The organism is Tropicibacter alexandrii, from assembly GCF_003667315.2.
Lineage (GTDB): Bacteria > Pseudomonadota > Alphaproteobacteria > Rhodobacterales > Rhodobacteraceae > Tropicibacter > Tropicibacter alexandrii.
This window is the reverse complement of the sequence record NZ_RCTZ02000001.1, coordinates 193,200-209,601: the sequence shown is the minus strand read 5'-3', so window position 1 is coordinate 209,601 and position 16,402 is coordinate 193,200. Positions and strand designations below refer to the sequence as shown.

Genomic DNA, 16,402 nt, shown 5'->3' with positions numbered 1-16,402 from the left:
GGGGAAATCAACGATATCGCTATTGTTGCGAAATATCCTGCCTGTATTCTGAGGGTCCACGCGCCGGGAAAGGGTGACGATGAAAGAGAGCCTGCGGCTCGAATCCCTGATGTTCCTGATGGCATTGCGTTATCTCACGCGCGTGCCCGTGACCGCCGATTTGCCGCAATCGGACGATTTGATGACCCGCTCGACCAAGTATCACCCGGCGGTCGGCGCTTGTGTCGGCGCCGCCGGTGCGCTGGTGCTGTGGCTGGGCGAGACGGTCTGGTCGGCACCGGTCGCGGTCCTGCTTTCGGTGGTGGCGACGCTGGTGCTGACCGGGGCGTTCCATGAACAGGGACTGGCACGGTCCGCCGAGGCGCTGTCAGAAGAGGGCGGACGCGCCTCGGTTCTGCGCAGTTTCCAATCAAAGCCCTTTGGCCGGGTGGGCACGATGACGCTGGGCCTCGTGATGGCGCTAAAGGTGGCTTTGCTGATGGACATGAGCCAAGGGCTGGCTGCGGTGGCGCTGATCGCGGCGCATGGAATCGGGCGCATGGCGGCCGTGCACGTGGTCGCCACAACCCATTACGCAAAGGAAGAGGGCTTGCGCGCAGTGGTCCCCAAGACCACCAAGGACGGCTACCGTATCGCCTTGGCCACGACCATCGCGCTGCTGGCGTTGGTCACGGCGGCAGCCGGTTTGTGGGCGGCGATTCTGGCATTTCTGGGGTCCATCGCCTTGGGGCAGGTCTGGCGGATGCGCGCGATCAACCGGATGGGCGGATATACCCGCGACTGTCTTGGCGGGGTCGAGCAACTGGCCGAACTGGGTGTCCTGCTGGGCCTCTCGATGGCGCTGTGATCCAGCGGAGCGGCTGCGCCGCGCTTGATATCTCGGCGCCGGGCTGCGCCCTATGCCTCGTGCGGGCGCCCGTGGCATCCGGGCACGCACCCACACACACGTTGGCTTCTTTGGTCCCGAAATACCTCGGGGGGAGCCGAAGGCGGGGGGCAGCGCCCCCAACCCCGTCAAAACTCGCCGCCGCCCTGACCGTTCTGCCATGGCTTCACAAGGTTTCCGAACCTCGTGAACTGGCTTTCGAAGGACAGTTCCACCGTGCCGATCGGGCCGTGACGCTGCTTGCCAATGATCACCTCGGCCTTGCCGTGCAACCGGCTCATGCGTTCCTGCCAAGCCGCCATCTCGTCCAGCCGGTCGTCCGAGGGCTTTTCCCGTTCCACGTAATATTCCTCGCGGAACACGAACATGACCACGTCGGCATCTTGCTCGATCGAGCCCGATTCCCGCAGGTCGGACAGCTGCGGGCGCTTGTCGTCGCGGCTTTCGACCTGACGCGACAGCTGTGACAGGGCGATCACCGGGATGTTCAGTTCCTTCGCGATGGCCTTCAGGCCCATCGAGATTTCGGCGATTTCCTGCACCCGGTTGTCGGCGGTGCCGCGCAGAAGTTGCAGGTAGTCGACGATGATCAGGTCCAGCCCGTGCGTCCGTTTCAGCCGTCGCGACCGCGCGGCGACCTGCGAAATCGGCAGGGCGGGCGTGTCGTCGATGTAGAGCGGGCAGGCCTCCAACTCCTTGGCGGCCTCGACGAAACGGCGGAATTCGCGTTCGTCCATGTCGCCCTGACGGATCTTGTGGCTGGAGATTTCGGACGCCTCGGCGAGGATACGGCTCGCCAGCTGCTCGGCGCTCATTTCGAGGCTGAAGAAGCCCACCACGCCGCCCTCGACCGCGCCCTTGGACCCGTCCGGCAAATCGCCCTTGCGGTAGGCCTTGGCGATATTGAAGGCGAGGTTGGTCGCCAGCGAGGTCTTGCCCATCGACGGACGCCCGGCAAGGATCAGAAGGTCGGATTTGTGCAACCCGCCCAGCTTGGCATCCATGTCGATCAGGCCGGTGGAAATGCCCGCAAGGCCGCCCTCGCGCTGATAGGCCGCGTTGGCGACGTTCACGGCCTGCGTTGCGGCGGCGAGGAAGGATTTGAAGCCCGAATCCGCCTGACCCTGTTCGGCCATCTTGTAAAGCGCCTGTTCGGCGGCGACGATCTGTTCCTTGGGCTCTTCGCGCACGTCCATCTTGGCGGCGCGGTCGGCGATGTCGCGGCCCAGACGGATCAGGTCGCGGCGCACCGACAGATCATAGATCATCTGCGCATAGTCGCGCACCGCAAAGGTCGACACGGCAGAGCCCGCCAGCCGCACCAGATAGGCCGGACCGCCCAGTTCCTTCAGCCCATCATCATCCTCCATAAAGGCCTTGAGCGTCACGGGCGAGGCGAGGTTGTTCTTGGAAATCCGTGCGGCGGCGATTTCATAGATTCGCTGGTGGACCGGGTCGTAGAAATGCTTGGAATTGATGATCGCGGCGACGCGGTCATAGATCTCGTTATCGGTGAGGATCGCCCCCAGAAGCTGTTGTTCCGCCTCGATGGAATGGGGCATCGTGTCGGCGGCCTCGACTTGGACGCCTGTCGGATTGATGGTCGTGATCTCGTTCATGTTTGTCCCCCAACTGCTCAGGTGGGCTGACTACTGCGTCCCGCGGGGCGGGCGCAAATTGTATATCTCGGTGGATAACTCAGCTGGTCACGTGCCCCAGCATCTTGGCATCTTTGTCATCCTGCCGTCAACATCTGGTGGCTGTGGACGACTCTCGTGGCCCGAAGGCCACAAGTCAAAGCTCAAATCCCCTGCCTATCCTTCGGGATAGGCGGCAGGCCTTGTCAGGCCCGCGCGGCCCGCCAAGCGTGCGGGTCCTTGAGGAACGACTCGACCTCGCCCAGCACGCCCTTGTGCTTTTCGGGGGCCTCGGCCAGCACCTCCCACCACGTGCACAGATGGTGCAGCGACACGCTGTGATCGCCCAGCGTTTTGATCGTCTCGGGGAAGATGCCATAGTAAAAGATCACCGCCGTATGCGCGCAGGTCGCGCCGGTGTCGCGGATCGCATCGACGAAGGACAATTTCGACCCGCCATCGGTGGTCAGATCCTCGACCAGCAGCACGCGCTGGCCCTCGGTCATGGCGCCTTCGATGCGGGCATTCTTGCCATAGCCCTTGGGCTTCTTGCGCACATAGGTCATGGGCAGGCCCATGCGCTCGGCCACCAGCGCGGCAAAGGGGATGCCCGCCGTTTCGCCCCCGGCGATGTTGTCGAACGCCTCGAAGCCCGCATTGCGCATAACCGTGATGGTCAGGAAATCCATCAGAGTCGATCGGATGCGTGGATAGGAGATCAGCTTGCGGCAGTCGATATAGACCGGGCTCAGCTGGCCCGAGGCCAGCTTGAAGGGCTCGTCGCCCATGAAGTTCACCGCCTCGATCTCCCACAACATGCGCGCGGTCAGACGGGCCATTTCTTCGGCGGTGGGGTAGGTGGACGGGATCATCGGCAACTCTCCTATATGCATCAGCGCCGCTTTACCCGCTTGCGGCGCATTGGGAAACAGCGATTTCCAACCGTGCCAAGGATCACCTATCCGAAAGGATGACCCGGCCTATCCTCCTGCGATGAGGATAGGCCCTTTGCGCGGGTTTCCTCCGGTACCGAACGCGATACATCGGAAATCGCGAACTTGTTAATCAAGTATTAACGGACAGGCGCGCCAAATGGCGCGCATCAGGAAGACGCAGGAGGCGTCATGACAGATAACAAGGCCGAAGGGTCGGGAACGGAAGACGAGGCAGACCGGCTACAGTTGGCGCAACAGTTGAAGATCGCCTCGCATGCCGTTGAATTGGCGGGATTTAGTGCGGCGGGATTGTTGGACAAGGGATCGGTGACCAGCCTGTTCTTGATGGCACACGCGCTAGAGCAGATGTCCGATCGGGCGATTGGGGGCCTCGGTCGCGGGCCGCAGCATCTGGCATAGAGTGCGGCCCGGACATCACGTTAGTGCATAGGGTCATCGACCCTCATCTGTCTAATGGCTACCCGCCCAGTGAGGCCAGCCGGGCCGGTCAGTCCACCCGCCAGTGCAGCGGCATCATCGGGTCGAAGACCGTCACGGCGCCGTCCTCGGTCTCGATCTTGGCGGGGTAGGTGACGGGGTCGCCCTTGGTCAGGGTCAGCGTGCCCTCGTTCACAGGCAGGCCATAGAAACGCGGGCCGTTGAGGCTGGTAAACGCCTCCAGCCGATCCAGCGCGCCTTCCTGCTCGAACACCTCGGCAAGGATCGACATCGTGTTGGTCGCGGTGAAACAGCCCGCGCAGCCGCAGGCGTTTTCCTTGAGCGGGTCGACATGCGGGGCGCTGTCGGTGCCAAGGAAAAAGCTGGCATCGCCCGAGGTCGCCGCCGCGCGCAGCGCCAGCCGGTGTTCTTCGCGCTTGGCGACGGGCAGGCAGTAGTAATGCGGCTTGATCCCGCCCACGAGGATCGCGTTGCGGTTGATGACAAGGTGATGCGTGGTGATCGTCGCGCCCAGATCATCGCCACCTGCGCGGGCGTAGTCCGCGCCCTGTTTCGTGGTGATGTGTTCCATGACCACGCGCAGGCCGGGGGTGGCGCGCCGCAGCGGGTCCAGCACCGTGTCGATGAAGACCGCCTCGCGGTCGAAGATATCGACATCGTGGGTCACGACCTCGCCATGCACGCACAGCGGCAGGCCGATCTCGGCCATCTTTTCCAGCACCGGGCGCACCTTGTCGAAGTCGCGCACGCCGGAGGCCGAGTTCGTCGTGGCCCCGGCCGGGTACAGCTTGACCGCCTTGACCAGACCGCTGGCATGGGCGGCGGCCACGTCATTCGGATCGGTCTCCTCGGTCAGGTAAAGCGTCATCAGCGGCTCGAAATCACCATCGGGCAGCGCGGCGAGGATACGCTCGCGGTACGCGGCGGCTTGATCGCCGGTGACCACCGGCGGCACGAGGTTCGGCATGATGATGGCGCGGGCGAAATGGCGCGCGGTTTCAGGGGCGACAGCCCGCAGCATCGCGCCATCGCGCAGGTGCAGGTGCCAATCGTCGGGGCGTCGAAGCGTGATCTGGTCCATGGACGTCGCGTTAGCATGGCGCCGCGCGCCGCGCCAGTGCCCTAGCTGCCGGGCGCGGGCGGTGCGTCCATCTCTGCCTCGAGCTCGGCCAGACGGCGGCGAAAGCGCGGCGCCTTCATCCGGTTGACCACGTTCTGGCACAGCAGCCGCGACAGGCCAAAGCGTTCCTCTTGATCGAGCCGCATCAATAGCTTGCGCAGGTAGGGCGCATGGTTGCGTCGCGCGCGCAGCAATTGCGCAAAGGTGCGGGTGTCCAGCCGGTCCTCGGCCACCGCAGACAGCAAGCTGGGCATCAGGTCGAGCACCCGCAGGTCCGCTTGCAACGCCCCGCCCATGAAGGGCGCGCGGTGGCGCTGGACATTGCGGCGCTCGAACAGGGCGGAATGCATCGCGTCCAGCCGCTCTTGCGGGTCGTAGATGACATGCGCCTGCTGCGCGGCGTCGATCATGTCGGGCGCAAACCCGTAGCGCGAGGTAAAGTCGCGGCGGCGTTGCTCGGTGAACCGGTCATCCCATTCGGTGACGCGCGGGTCCAGCGTCGCCTGCGGCTGCAACAGCAGCACGCGCGCGCCGGGGGCGGCGACGGAATAGGCGGCTGCGGCATAGCCACAAGGACCGGCACCATAGAACACGACGGTTTCGAATTCGTCGAAAAAGCCGTCATCCAGCAACTGGTCGAAGAACCCGTAGACGCGCGGATCGCGGAACCATGTCTCGCCATGGCTCAGGATCGACAGCGACGACCAGCCATGGCTTTGCACCATGTCCCAGCCCAGCGGCGTCTTGGTTTCGGACAGCGCCTCGATCCCCGACATGGTCTCGAAACTGACCAGCAGCGTATCGCCTTCCTCGACGAAAACACCGGCATGCACCTTGCCCAACGGTTCGGCAAAGCCACGCGCCTGCCCGATCTTGCGCAGGGCTCCCAGCCACTCGCTGCGCGAGAGACGACTGAAATCCGGCGGGAAGGAGTGATCGTTACGCTGCATGCCCAATTCCTCTGACCGCACGTATTTGCGGCTTACTCAGGAAACAATGAACGGGGGATTGGGCGAGATTGTGGTAAATGCGTGGAAATTCGGCGGAGTCAGCCCTCGGCCTGTCGCGCGCGCGTCGCGTGCCCGGCCAGAAATTGCGCCGCCTCGCGCGTGATCGGGCGCGCTGGCGGTGTCATCAGCAGCCGTGCAAAGAGGGCGCGATAGGGTTCCTGCGCCAGCAACGCGTCGAACCTCGCCTTGCGCCACGCCACCGCGCGTTCGTGCAAGGGACCGAGCACCGGATCGGAGGCAAGCTCTGCGCGTAGCGCGGCGACCCCCTCCAGCTGCAGGATCGTCGCGTCCTCGACCTCGCACCAGTTGCGCTCGACCCAGTAATCCATGCCCAGCACATGATCCGAATGCACGGCGCGCCCCCGATCCGCCTTGAGCAGATAGCTTTCCATCGCGCCAAGGGGATAGTGATTCAGCTGCGCCAAACCGTACATCTCTTTACCGTAATTGGAAAAGATCCGCCGCGTCCGGAACTGGTCATCCAGCGGCACGCCATTGCCATCGACCCAGCGCGCTTGCCCCACGCGCGCCGGATCGGGGTTGCGCGGGCGGTGTACACCAAGTTTCCAGTAGATTCCGGTGTTGCGATAGAGCGTCTTGAACATCGCCGCGCGCCATGGCCAGAACATCACCTCCGGCGCGGCCGATCTGAACTGCTCCGTCACCGGCCTGTCCTCGTAGCGGACCACGCCGGCATTGCCGAACAAGCGCCAGGTCAGCGTGATCGCGTCGGCTTGGGTTGCGTCGATCAAGGCCGGCAGGGTCCGATCCCCCACATGCACATTGACGAACTCATCGATATCCAGCGCCAGCAACCAATCGGCCCGCTTCACCGCCCGCGCCTTATCTGCCAGCTTCAACCCGGTGAACTGGATACCGCCTTTGTCATAGGGACCGTCATTGCGGATATGGGTTACATGGCCCATCTCGGCGAGCCGATCCAGCATCAGATCGGTCCCGTCCTGACAGTCATTGGACAGCGACACCACGTGGCTCACGCCCACGCGCAGATGATGCGCCACCCAATCGAGCAGGAACGCGCCCTCGTTGCGGACGCAAAGAACGGCGGTGATGTTCGGTGCGGTCATGTCTTCTTCTGGCCCGAAATACCGCGGGGGAGGCCGCAGGCCGGGGGCAGAGCCCCCATCGCCCTTACCATCCGCGCCGGAAGGTGACGACTTTCGCTTCCGACGCCTTCGGGAAATAGGTCAGCCCGGCCTTGTGCATGGCGTCGAACACAGCCTGCACACCGGCCTGGCCAATCCATTGCGGATGCAGTTCGATGATCGCCGCGCGCAGGCCGGACCAGTCGCCTGCGGGCAAAAGATGCGCCTCGGCGCCTTCGATATCACAGACCAGCACGTCGGGCTTCAGATCCTCCAGCACCGGGCCGATCGGGTGCTGCGCGATCCGCACCTCTTCGATGATGGTGTCCGGATCGGCGTCGCGATCCATGGACGAGCCGAGAAAGTTCTTGCGCACGTAGAACGGCACCGGGTCGCCGGCTTCGGGTGACAGCAGGGCATTGCGCAGATCGACATTCGAGACGTCATTCGCCGCATGCACGGACTTGATATAAGGGATAAGCGAGGGATTGGCCTCGTAGCTGACGACCTTTTCCACCTGTTTCTTCACAGACAGCAGGGTCGACATATAGCCGATGCCGCCGCCCAATTCCAGAACCCGGTCGCCTTTCTGGACGACGCGCATCACCGCGTCGCATTCCTTGCGCTCATACAGGTTGTCGCGCAAGGCGCCACGCACGCGCCCCGTCGTCAATTGCGGATGCTTCGGGATTTTCAGTCCGCGCGAATTGATGAAGGGCGAGCGTTGCTTGAGTTCGGTCCCGTCGGCCATGTCAGTTCTCCATGTCGAGGGCAAGCGCATAGGCCACCCGTTCCGTTTCGGTCAGTTTCAGGGTCAGAGCCTGCTGGAACAGGTCCTCGAATTCCGGCATGTCATGCAATTCGGCGGCCTTGGCATGGTGCCACACAAGCCCTTTTGCATGCCAGTCCGCCAATACCGGATCAGCCAGCAATCGCGCGTATTCTTCGCGTACGCGCGGAATGTTGCGTTTGATGGTGATATCGCGGCTGGCGGACCAATCCATGCGGATCCAGTAATTGATGCCGATATTGCGGTCCACATGCAGCGCTCGGCCGCGCTGGCGCTTGATCAGGAAACTCTCGGCCGAGCGCAGCGCGTAATGGTTCAGCTGCAACAGGTCATAACCGATTGATTTCTTGGAATTCCGCCAGCCGTTCTTGATCGCTTCCGAGGTCATGTCCTGGCCCGAACCATTGACCCATTTCACCTTATCCTCAAAGCCGTCGACCAGCTTGTTGGGGCGATGGCAGGAGATCTTCTTATACGCGCCGATATTGCGGAACATGGTTTTGAATCCCCAGACGGTGTGGGGTTTGGGGCAATATTTCGGCGCGCATGCATCGAATTGTTCGATCACCAGCCTGTCTTCGAGCTTGACCACGTCATTATGCCCGAACAGCCGCCATGTCATGGCAACATTCGTCGCGTCGGGCACACGGGCAAAGAAATCGTCCAGCGTGCCATTACCACAGCGGATATTGACGAACTCATCCACGTCAATATGCGCAATCCATTGGGCATTCTGGATTACCGGCTCCGTCAAGGAGTTGTCCAAGGCATGTTGTTGCGGCGAATTTCCCGACCAATTGTTGTTGTCGCGGTGCTGGAGGATACCCAGTTCCTGCAAACGATCGAGGATCTCGGTCGTTCCGTCTTCGCAGCCATTTGTATAGATGAGGAAATTGTCAAAGCCGACGGCACGGTGATAGGCGACCCATTCGAGGATATAGGGCGCCTCGTTCTTCATGCAGCCGACGATGACATTGCCGCTGCTGCCGGGGGGCAATTGGCGTGGCGGCATCGGTGTATATGCGGCGGCCAGTTCTTCCTCGTTGACGCGGCCCAGCCGGTTGTGCGGTGCAAAGGGCGAGCTTTGCAATTTGACGAAGTTCTGCTTGGCCAACGGTGGCATGACCTTGCGCGCCGTGGGCGTGAGGATCTGATCGACCTCGTCTCCGGGGGCTGTCACAGGCGTATCGGGCTGTACGGTATCCAGCTTGGCCAGATCGGCAGCCTTGTTCGCCAACTCTTCCTTGGTGGCCTGATTGATGCGCCAGCGGAAGGCCATCAGGTATTGCGTGGCGCGGAAACCGCGTGTCGGATCGGCTTCCGACCAGTCCGGCAGCTTGCGGTCGCGCTTCATCTTCTCTGCGTCCAGCGCCGGATGCGCCTTGCACAAGGCCTTGATATCTTTTTCGAAATGCAGCGACAGGGCAGACAGGCTACCAGGTGCGATCGGGTCGCCATGCACCTTGATTTCTCCAAGGAACTTTCGCCACAACTGGCGCGGCAGGATCACCTCCTTTTGGGCCAACAAGCGCCCGACCGCGTCGTTGAACAGGCGACACCGGGTCAGCCACGCGGCTGAGGGCTGCTCGGCAAAGGTGATCGGGTCCGCTTTGCCCATGGTCTCGGGAATGGCGAAGGCCGCGCGCAGTTCCTCGGTCACGGTTTCGGATGCGAAGGTGGCGTAATCCAGTGTTCGGAAGTCGACCGTTCCGGGGCCAAACACAGCCTCCCATTCGTCTTGCAACCGTTTGAAATCGATCCAGAAACAAGCGCCCTGAACCTCGCCGAACTGGCCTGCTTGCGGGTCGGGGGCGGGGCGGGTCGCCATGGCTGCGTCCCAGAAACGGTCCGCGCCAAGGCAATCCAGCTCCGCTTGCAGGCTGGAGGACCTGCCCTCCATCATTTGCGCGGCATAGCGGCGGATCAGCATGCGCGCCGGGTCATCCAGATGCGCGACGATGCGGATATCGTCCGAAATCGGCAACAGCAGCGCGCGCAGGCGCTCCAACTCGGACCGCGAAACCAACCCCGAGCCAAGCTGATGGGCCGACAGGATCAGCACGTCGGCATTGGTGCGTGTCACCTCGGCCAGCAGTTGCTTGGCCACGTCTTCGCGCAGAACCTGTTGTTTTTCCGGCGCAATATAGCCGCGATTGAAGCGCAGTGAGTCGACGTTTTCCGGATCCGTCACCGCAAGGAACAGCCGGGTATGATTGCGCGCGCCGGGCGAGCGGGCATAGAGCACGCCCTTGCCGATCAGTTGATCGCGCTTGTCGCTCAGCACCCGCTGCAAGCGATCAGAAGAGGCCCCGTCCGGCCCGATATGCACATAAATCCGCGTCACGCCGCCCCCGCCGCCGGCCCCTTGGCCGGGTTCTCGTTCATGCGCCCCCACCAAGGCAGTTCGATCCCGACATGGGCCTCCAGACGCGTGCGCGCATCCGCAGCCCCCACGGGCAGTTCCAAAAAGCGTGGATCGTCGCCAAACACGTCGCGCAGCATGTCATGATGCCCCTCGATCCAGCGGATCAGCTCGGCATCCGTACGGCCATAACCGCGCGGCAGACCGGGCACCCAGCCATGCGGCAAGCGGTCCGTGCCAAGGTTCGTCCAGCGCCGCATCGAATCCGCGACCTCGACCGGATCGCGCCACGTGGCGACAAACAGCATCTCGGGGCGGGCGAGGCGCATCGCCTTGAGCAGCGCGTAGTCGCATTGCGGCCAGAGCGAGGTCTCGGCCTGCAGCACGCTGATCTCTGTCAGCGCGTCATACAGGTCGACGCGGGCAAACGGGTCCTCACCGGCGAAATAGGCGTCATAGATCTGCCGCGCGACAAAGGTGCCGCCAAGCGCGGGGTTCTTGGTATGCACCCGCCGGATCTTGTGATCCGCCGCCAGCCAGCCGCCCTGCGTCAACGCATGGGCCAGCGTCGTCGTGCCGGATTTCGGCAGGCCGAGATTGACCAATTTCACGCTCATGACAGCCCCAACTCCTCCATCAACTCGACCTCGCCCGGAGGATAAGGCGGAAGGGCTTTCAGATGCGCAAACATCTCGGCATAGGCGGGCTGCGCCATCAAGTCGTCGCGTTTCGCCCGGTGCGCCGCGCAGCAGGCGTCATGCAGGCGGGCGATCTCGGCGTCGGATTTCATAACCTCCAGCGCGGTCTGCAGCGCCGGAAGGTAGCGCAGGATCGAGCGGTCCTCATAGGCGCGGTCATTGCGCTCGCGCCAATATGTGTCGTCAAAGGCGCGGTTCTCGCGGTTCACATCGCCGCGGTCGTTCTTGACCAGATAGCTGTCGAGCGAGCGCAGCGCGTAATGGTTCAGCGTCGCAAATTCGCGCGCGCCGGCAGCCGGAAACTTGCGGATGCGGCGCGGGTTGGCGGCAACGTGGAACTTGTGCTGGACCTTGCGCCCCGAGCCATCCGTCCATTTCGGCCGTTTCGCCTCTGGCAGCTTGTCCTTGAAGAAGGGCCGGTGCGCGCCGTAATAATGCAGCGGAAAGTCCTTTCGCGTCAGGGTCTTGACCTCGATCGCGCTCTCAGAGCACCACAGGTCGGGATTGTGGGAGCGGGTGAATTGTTCGATCACGGGGCGGTCCTCGAACGCCTCCACCCCGTCATTGGCAAAGAACTGGAAGGTCACGGAAATTGCCTGCGGGTTGCCGCAAGCCGCGATCAACGCGGGGATCGTGTGATCGCCCACATGGATGTTCAGGAACTCGTCGACATCCGCCACCCAGACCCAATCGGCATTGCGCACCACCGCTTGCCGCTGCGCGTCCTTCAATGCCTCCATCTGGTAGTTGCGCCCCTTGGCGGGGTTGGGCAGGTGAACGACTCCGTCGCGCTCTGCCAAGGCATCCAGCAGCGCATCGGTGCCGTCGGTGCAATCGTTGGAATAAAACAGGAAATCCGTCACCCCCAACAAGCGGTTGAAGGCGATCCATTCCAGCAGGAAGGGCCCCTCGTTCTTCACGCATGTGACGGCGGTGATACGCATGGCTGCGCCTTCCGCGTTTTTACCTGGCATCTGCTCGTCCCCCGGGGTTTGCCCCGATTTTTATGAGGTGAATCATACAGGCCCGGGCCAACACGTCAATCTAGGGCGCCCAATTGCCCGGCATGTGCGACCTTGGCGCTATTGACCGCGCCTTGGGGGCTTGGGACACAGGGGGCCAAGGAGGACGTTCATGCCCATTCCAAGCTCCATCGACGAGGTGCAACAGCGCCTGTCCGAGACCGGTTACGTCTGCGGGCGCGCACTGGCGACCGTGGTGTTCCTGTCGCTGAAACTCGGTCGGCCCTTGTTTCTCGAAGGCGAGGCCGGTGTCGGCAAGACCGAGATCGCCAAGGCGCTGGCCGCCTGCCTCGGTCGCCGCCTGATCCGGCTGCAATGCTACGAGGGGCTGGATGCGTCCTCGGCGGTCTACGAATGGAACTTCCCGGCGCAGATGATCGCCATCCGGACCGCCGAGGCGCAGGGCGGCGCAGACCGCGCAGCGCTGAACACCGAACTCTTCGGCCCGGATTTCCTGATCGAACGCCCCTTGTTGCAGGCCATGCGCCCGGATGAGAACGGCGCGCCGATCCTGTTGATCGACGAACTCGACCGCACCGATGAGCCGTTCGAGGCCTTCCTGCTGGAGGCGCTGAGCGACTTTCAGGTCACCATTCCCGAGATCGGCACGATCAAGGCGCCAGAGCCGCCCATCGTCATCCTGACCTCGAACCGCACGCGCGAGGTGCATGACGCGCTCAAGCGCCGCTGCCTCTATCACTGGGTCGACTACCCCGATTTCGCCCGCGAGGTCGAAATCCTGAACGCCCGCGCCCCCGAGGTGCCCGAAAACCTCAGCCGCGAAATCATCGCCTTCGTGCAGGCCCTGCGCACCGAGGACATCTTCAAGAAACCGGGCGTTGCGGAAACCATCGACTGGGCAAAATGCCTGCTTGCGCTCGATGTGGTCGACCTGTCGCCCGAAGTCATATCCGACACGCTCGGCGCGATCCTCAAATATCAGGACGACATCGCCAAGATCGAAGGCGGCGAGGCCAAACGCCTGCTGGACGAGGCCAAGGCCGGGCTGGAAACAGCGTAGTGCTTCTTTGGTCCAAAAATACCTCACGGGGGTCCGGGGGTGTGAAACCCCCGGCGCGTGCCGAAAGAAACCGCGCCCATGGCTGAGTACATCCCGCTCGAATTGCCGGAAAACCCGCGCCTTGCGCAAAACATCATGCATTTCGCGCGCGCGCTGCGCCGCGCCGGGCTGCCGGTGGGGCCGGGCCGCGTGATCGACGCGGTGCGCGCGGTCGAGGCGGCGGGCTTCACCGACCGGATGGATTTCTACTGGACGCTGCACGCCTGCTTCGTGAACCGGCCCGAGCATCGCGTGGTCTTTGCCCAGATCTTTCGCCTCTATTGGCGCGATCCGCGCTATCTCGAACACATGATGTCGCTCATGCTGCCCGCCGTCCGCGGTGTGCAGGAGGAAAAGCTGGCATTGGCGGCGGAAAAGCGCGCCGCGCAGGCCCTGCTGGGCGACAACATGCCCGAAATGCCGCAAGGTGAGGACAAGGAAGAGACGACGAAGATCGAGATCGACGCCTCGATGACCATCTCGACCGAGGAAAAGCTGAAGAAGCTGGACTTCGAACAGATGTCGACCGAAGAAATCGCGCAAGCAAAACGCATGATCGCGCGCCTGAAACTGCCCGTCAAACCGATCAAATCGCGCCGGTCGATGGCCACCGCCTTGGGCGAGCGCATGGACCGCCGCCGCACCCTGCGCGAGGCGCTGCGCAAGGGCGGCGAGATCCGCACAATCGCGCAGGCCAAACCGCGCCCGCGCTGGCCCAACCTCGTGGTGCTCTGCGACATATCCGGCTCCATGAGCCAATACAGCCGCATGGTGCTGCATTTCCTGCATGCGGTCGCCAATGAAAAGGGCGCGGGCTGGGCGAAGGTGCACGCCTTCACCTTTGGCACCCGCCTGACCAACATCACCCGCCACCTTGCCACCCGCGACGTGGACGCCGCGCTCAAGGCCGCCGGGGCCGAAGCGCAGGATTGGGAGGGCGGCACGCGCATCGGCCAGTGCCTGCACGCCTTCAACCGCGACTGGTCGCGCCGCGTGATGGGGCAGGGCGCGGTTGTGCTGCTGATCACCGACGGGCTCGACCGCGACGACCCGGGGGAGTTGGAAAAGGAGATGGAGCGCCTGCACCTTTCCTCGCGCCGTCTGATCTGGCTCAATCCCCTGCTGCGGTGGGATGGGTTTGCCCCCAAGGCCACCGGCATCCGCGCCATGCTGCCCCATGTCCACAGTTTCCGCGCCGGCCACTCCATCGCCTCGCTCGAAGACCTCGCGCAGGCGATTTCCCGCCCCGACGATGCGGGCGAAAAGGCGCGCCTAATGGCCCTCCTGTAAAAACCATCCTTTTCAGGGGCTTGCCCCTGATCTCGGGACCCTTGCCATCCGATAACAACCGGATGGTTTTGCCTGACAGCCCTCTATTGCCCTTTCCTGCCCCGCAGGCGCGCCCGTTTTCGCATGCAACCGAACCCTCGGTTGCGACGTTGGGGCGCAAACGCCCGAAATCGGGCAGAAAAGGATGATGAAGATGAAGACGACGCTTCTTGCCACCGTGTCCGCCAGCGTGATCGCGCTTGCGGCCCCGCAGCTTGCGCAGGCCCAGAACCAGTCCGCGCGAGGCTTGCTGAATGCCGATCCCATGGCGCTGGTCCAAGGCCGCAGCGCAGCCGAGATCACCGAAATCTTCACCCAGCTGTCGACCCTGTGCAATGGCGGCGCGCCGACGCCCGACGGGTTGGATTGCGCCCTGATCGATCGGATCGCTCAGACCCCCGAACTTCAGGCTGCACTGGCACAGGACCCGAGCGTTCTTCGGGAGTTGATGGCCGGGGATGAGCCCGATACGGCGAATGCCGACGCCGAGGTGACCGAGCCCGCGCAAGAACCCGCGCCCGCGCAGGATGTCCCGGCCGATGAGCAGGCCGCCGAAGCGCCCGCCGCCGAAGCCCCCGCAGATGCCCCCGCTCCCGAACCGGTCGAAGAGGTCCCCGCACAAGCAGCCGAGGCCCCGGCCGATCCGGCCCCTCAGCAGGCGGACGAGGCCCCCGCGCAAACCGCCGAGGAGGCCAATGTGGGTCCGGCCGACGCGGACGAGGTGGACGCCCTGCGCGATGAACTCGCAGAGCAGGCGCCCGACGAGGCTCCTCAGGACGACGCGCAGGCCGAGGCACCGGCGCCCGAACCCGAAGCCCAGCCCGAGGACGCCGCGCCCGCGCAGGCCGCCGAAGAGGTCCCCCCGCAGCAGACCGCCGAAGAGCAGGCCGAAGCCGTGGCTGAACGCGACGCCCAAGCCGCGAACTCCGCCGCCGCCCGGCGCGACGGCAACGAGGCCGATGCCGAGGTCGTCGAGGAAACCGTCGACGAGAACGACGTGCGCCGATCCTCCGAGGATTTCACCACGCGCCTCTTCGACCAGACCGGCCAAAATGCCGATGCGGATGATGACAACGACAACCTGCGCAAATTCGGCACCGCAGCACTTCTCGGGCTTGGGGCTGTTGCACTGAACGAAATCCTGTCCGATGACGAAGAGGTCGTGTCCGACAGTGGCGACCGGATCGTCATCCAGCAGGGCGACGGCTCCTACCGCGTGCTGCGCAACGATGACGTGCTGTTGCGCCGCCCCGGCGCGGATGTGCAGACCCAGCGCTACGACGATGGCTCGACCCGGACGGTGATCGCCTATGACGATGGCACGCAGGTCGAAACCATCCGCGCGGCGGATGGGCGTGTGCTGCGCCGCACCCGCATCCTGCAGGACGGGTCCGAGGTCGTCCTGTTCGATGACACCCGCGCGCAGGAGGATGTCGCGGTCAACGAACTGCCGCAGACCACCGACAGACGGACCGTCGATTACCGCCGGGTCGAGGCCGAGGATCTGGCCACCGCGCTGGCCGCGCAGCAAAGCGGTGTCAGCCGCAGCTTCTCGCTCAACCAGATCCGCAACATCGACGCGGTGCGCCAACTGGTGCCCGCGCTGTCCGTGGACACGATCAACTTCGAGACCAACTCGGCGGCGATCCGTCCCGACGAGGCCGAGGAACTGGCCGCCCTTGGCAACGCCATGCGCGAGCTGATCGCGCGCAATCCGGGCGAGGTCTTTCTGATCGAAGGTCACACCGACGCGGTCGGGCGCTACAGCTACAACCTTGCCCTGTCGGACCGCCGGGCGGAATCCGTGGCGCTTGCCCTGACCGAGTATTTCAACGTGCCGCCGGAAAACATGGTGCTGCAAGGCTATGGCGAAAGCGACCTGCTGGTGCAGACGCCGACCGCCGAACGGGCCAACCGCCGCGCGGCCGTGCGCCGGATCACGCCGCTGCTGAACGGCGGCTGATCATCGGGCCTAGCCCTTCCCTCGT

14 protein-coding genes are annotated in these 16,402 nt (G+C 63.9%); 5 read left to right on the top strand and 9 right to left on the bottom strand.

The window, feature by feature from the left end:
• Positions 1–79: 79 nt before the first annotated feature.
• Complete coding sequence (locus tag D8Z78_RS01070; RefSeq protein ID WP_121629910.1) at positions 80–847, top strand: adenosylcobinamide-GDP ribazoletransferase; 768 nt, start codon at positions 80–82, stop codon at positions 845–847.
• A 167-nt stretch (positions 848–1,014) separates the two neighbouring features.
• Here the strand turns inward: D8Z78_RS01070 and D8Z78_RS01065 are convergent, their stop codons facing one another.
• Both D8Z78_RS01065 and D8Z78_RS01060 read right to left on the bottom strand, forming a co-directional pair.
• Positions 1,015–2,505 (bottom strand): replicative DNA helicase, encoded by a 1,491-nt coding sequence (locus D8Z78_RS01065; RefSeq protein WP_121629911.1) that lies wholly within the window; start codon positions 2,503–2,505, stop codon positions 1,015–1,017.
• A gap of 224 nt (positions 2,506–2,729) precedes the next feature.
• Positions 2,730–3,395 carry an orotate phosphoribosyltransferase gene (locus D8Z78_RS01060; RefSeq protein ID WP_121629912.1) on the bottom strand — a complete coding sequence of 222 codons (666 nt, stop codon included), beginning with the start codon at positions 3,393–3,395 and terminating at the stop codon, positions 2,730–2,732.
• Between the two features lie 252 nt (positions 3,396–3,647).
• Between D8Z78_RS01060 and D8Z78_RS01055 the strand changes: the two genes are divergently transcribed.
• Positions 3,648–3,878: a hypothetical protein gene (locus D8Z78_RS01055; protein WP_121629913.1), complete on the top strand. Its 231-nt coding sequence runs from the start codon at positions 3,648–3,650 to the stop codon at positions 3,876–3,878.
• Positions 3,879–3,966: 88 nt separating this feature from the next.
• Here the strand turns inward: D8Z78_RS01055 and pyrC are convergent, their stop codons facing one another.
• The 7 genes from pyrC to D8Z78_RS01020 all read right to left on the bottom strand — a co-directional run bounded on the left by pyrC (position 3,967) and on the right by D8Z78_RS01020 (position 11,947).
• Entirely contained in the window at positions 3,967–4,998 is a 1,032-nt protein-coding gene (gene pyrC, locus D8Z78_RS01050) for a dihydroorotase (RefSeq protein ID WP_121629914.1), read from the bottom strand.
• 41 nt (positions 4,999–5,039) lie between these two features.
• Positions 5,040–5,987, bottom strand: coding sequence for a phosphoadenosine phosphosulfate reductase (locus tag D8Z78_RS01045; RefSeq protein ID WP_121629915.1), 948 nt, complete (start codon positions 5,985–5,987; stop codon positions 5,040–5,042).
• A gap of 98 nt (positions 5,988–6,085) precedes the next feature.
• Positions 6,086–7,135, bottom strand: coding sequence for a glycosyltransferase family 2 protein (locus D8Z78_RS01040; RefSeq protein WP_121629916.1), 1,050 nt, complete (start codon positions 7,133–7,135; stop codon positions 6,086–6,088).
• Positions 7,136–7,199: 64 nt separating this feature from the next.
• The gene (locus D8Z78_RS01035) at positions 7,200–7,904 is read right to left on the bottom strand and encodes an FkbM family methyltransferase (RefSeq protein WP_121629917.1); all 705 of its coding nucleotides are present in this window, start codon (positions 7,902–7,904) and stop codon (positions 7,200–7,202) included.
• A 1-nt stretch (position 7,905) separates the two neighbouring features.
• Entirely contained in the window at positions 7,906–10,287 is a 2,382-nt protein-coding gene (locus tag D8Z78_RS01030; RefSeq protein ID WP_121630107.1) for a glycosyltransferase family 2 protein, read from the bottom strand.
• Positions 10,284–10,922 (bottom strand): sulfotransferase family protein, encoded by a 639-nt coding sequence (locus tag D8Z78_RS01025; RefSeq protein WP_121629918.1) that lies wholly within the window; start codon positions 10,920–10,922, stop codon positions 10,284–10,286. Before D8Z78_RS01025 ends, D8Z78_RS01030 begins: the two co-directional genes overlap by 4 nt.
• Complete coding sequence (locus D8Z78_RS01020; protein ID WP_121629919.1) at positions 10,919–11,947, bottom strand: glycosyltransferase family 2 protein; 1,029 nt, start codon at positions 11,945–11,947, stop codon at positions 10,919–10,921. Before D8Z78_RS01020 ends, D8Z78_RS01025 begins: the two co-directional genes overlap by 4 nt.
• Before the next feature lie 190 nt (positions 11,948–12,137).
• Here D8Z78_RS01020 and D8Z78_RS01015 point away from each other — a divergent pair, with 190 nt between their 5' ends.
• The 3 genes from D8Z78_RS01015 to D8Z78_RS01005 all read left to right on the top strand — a co-directional run bounded on the left by D8Z78_RS01015 (position 12,138) and on the right by D8Z78_RS01005 (position 16,377).
• Positions 12,138–13,046 (top strand): AAA family ATPase, encoded by a 909-nt coding sequence (locus D8Z78_RS01015; RefSeq protein WP_121629920.1) that lies wholly within the window; start codon positions 12,138–12,140, stop codon positions 13,044–13,046.
• 78 nt (positions 13,047–13,124) lie between these two features.
• A complete protein-coding gene (locus tag D8Z78_RS01010) occupies positions 13,125–14,375 on the top strand; it encodes a vWA domain-containing protein (RefSeq protein ID WP_121629921.1) in 1,251 nt (416 codons plus the stop codon).
• 193 nt (positions 14,376–14,568) lie between these two features.
• Positions 14,569–16,377 (top strand): OmpA family protein, encoded by a 1,809-nt coding sequence (locus D8Z78_RS01005; protein WP_121630108.1) that lies wholly within the window; start codon positions 14,569–14,571, stop codon positions 16,375–16,377.
• Positions 16,378–16,402: the final 25 nt, after the last annotated feature.

Excerpts from the sequence above, each read along its gene's own strand:
- D8Z78_RS01070 (WP_121629910.1), top strand. The coding sequence starts at position 80 with ATGAAAGAGAGCCTGCGGCTCGAATCCCTGATGTTCCTGATGGCATTG.
- D8Z78_RS01065 (WP_121629911.1), bottom strand. The coding sequence starts at position 2,505 with ATGAACGAGATCACGACCATCAATCCGACAGGCGTCCAAGTCGAGGCC.
- D8Z78_RS01060 (WP_121629912.1), bottom strand. The coding sequence starts at position 3,395 with ATGATCCCGTCCACCTACCCCACCGCCGAAGAAATGGCCCGTCTGACC.
- D8Z78_RS01055 (WP_121629913.1), top strand. The coding sequence starts at position 3,648 with ATGACAGATAACAAGGCCGAAGGGTCGGGAACGGAAGACGAGGCAGAC.
- pyrC (WP_121629914.1), bottom strand. The coding sequence starts at position 4,998 with ATGGACCAGATCACGCTTCGACGCCCCGACGATTGGCACCTGCACCTG.
- D8Z78_RS01045 (WP_121629915.1), bottom strand. The coding sequence starts at position 5,987 with ATGCAGCGTAACGATCACTCCTTCCCGCCGGATTTCAGTCGTCTCTCG.
- D8Z78_RS01040 (WP_121629916.1), bottom strand. The coding sequence starts at position 7,135 with ATGACCGCACCGAACATCACCGCCGTTCTTTGCGTCCGCAACGAGGGC.
- D8Z78_RS01035 (WP_121629917.1), bottom strand. The coding sequence starts at position 7,904 with ATGGCCGACGGGACCGAACTCAAGCAACGCTCGCCCTTCATCAATTCG.
- D8Z78_RS01025 (WP_121629918.1), bottom strand. The coding sequence starts at position 10,922 with ATGAGCGTGAAATTGGTCAATCTCGGCCTGCCGAAATCCGGCACGACG.
- D8Z78_RS01020 (WP_121629919.1), bottom strand. The coding sequence starts at position 11,947 with ATGCGTATCACCGCCGTCACATGCGTGAAGAACGAGGGGCCCTTCCTG.
- D8Z78_RS01015 (WP_121629920.1), top strand. The coding sequence starts at position 12,138 with ATGCCCATTCCAAGCTCCATCGACGAGGTGCAACAGCGCCTGTCCGAG.
- D8Z78_RS01010 (WP_121629921.1), top strand. The coding sequence starts at position 13,125 with ATGGCTGAGTACATCCCGCTCGAATTGCCGGAAAACCCGCGCCTTGCG.
- D8Z78_RS01005 (WP_121630108.1), top strand. The coding sequence starts at position 14,569 with ATGAAGACGACGCTTCTTGCCACCGTGTCCGCCAGCGTGATCGCGCTT.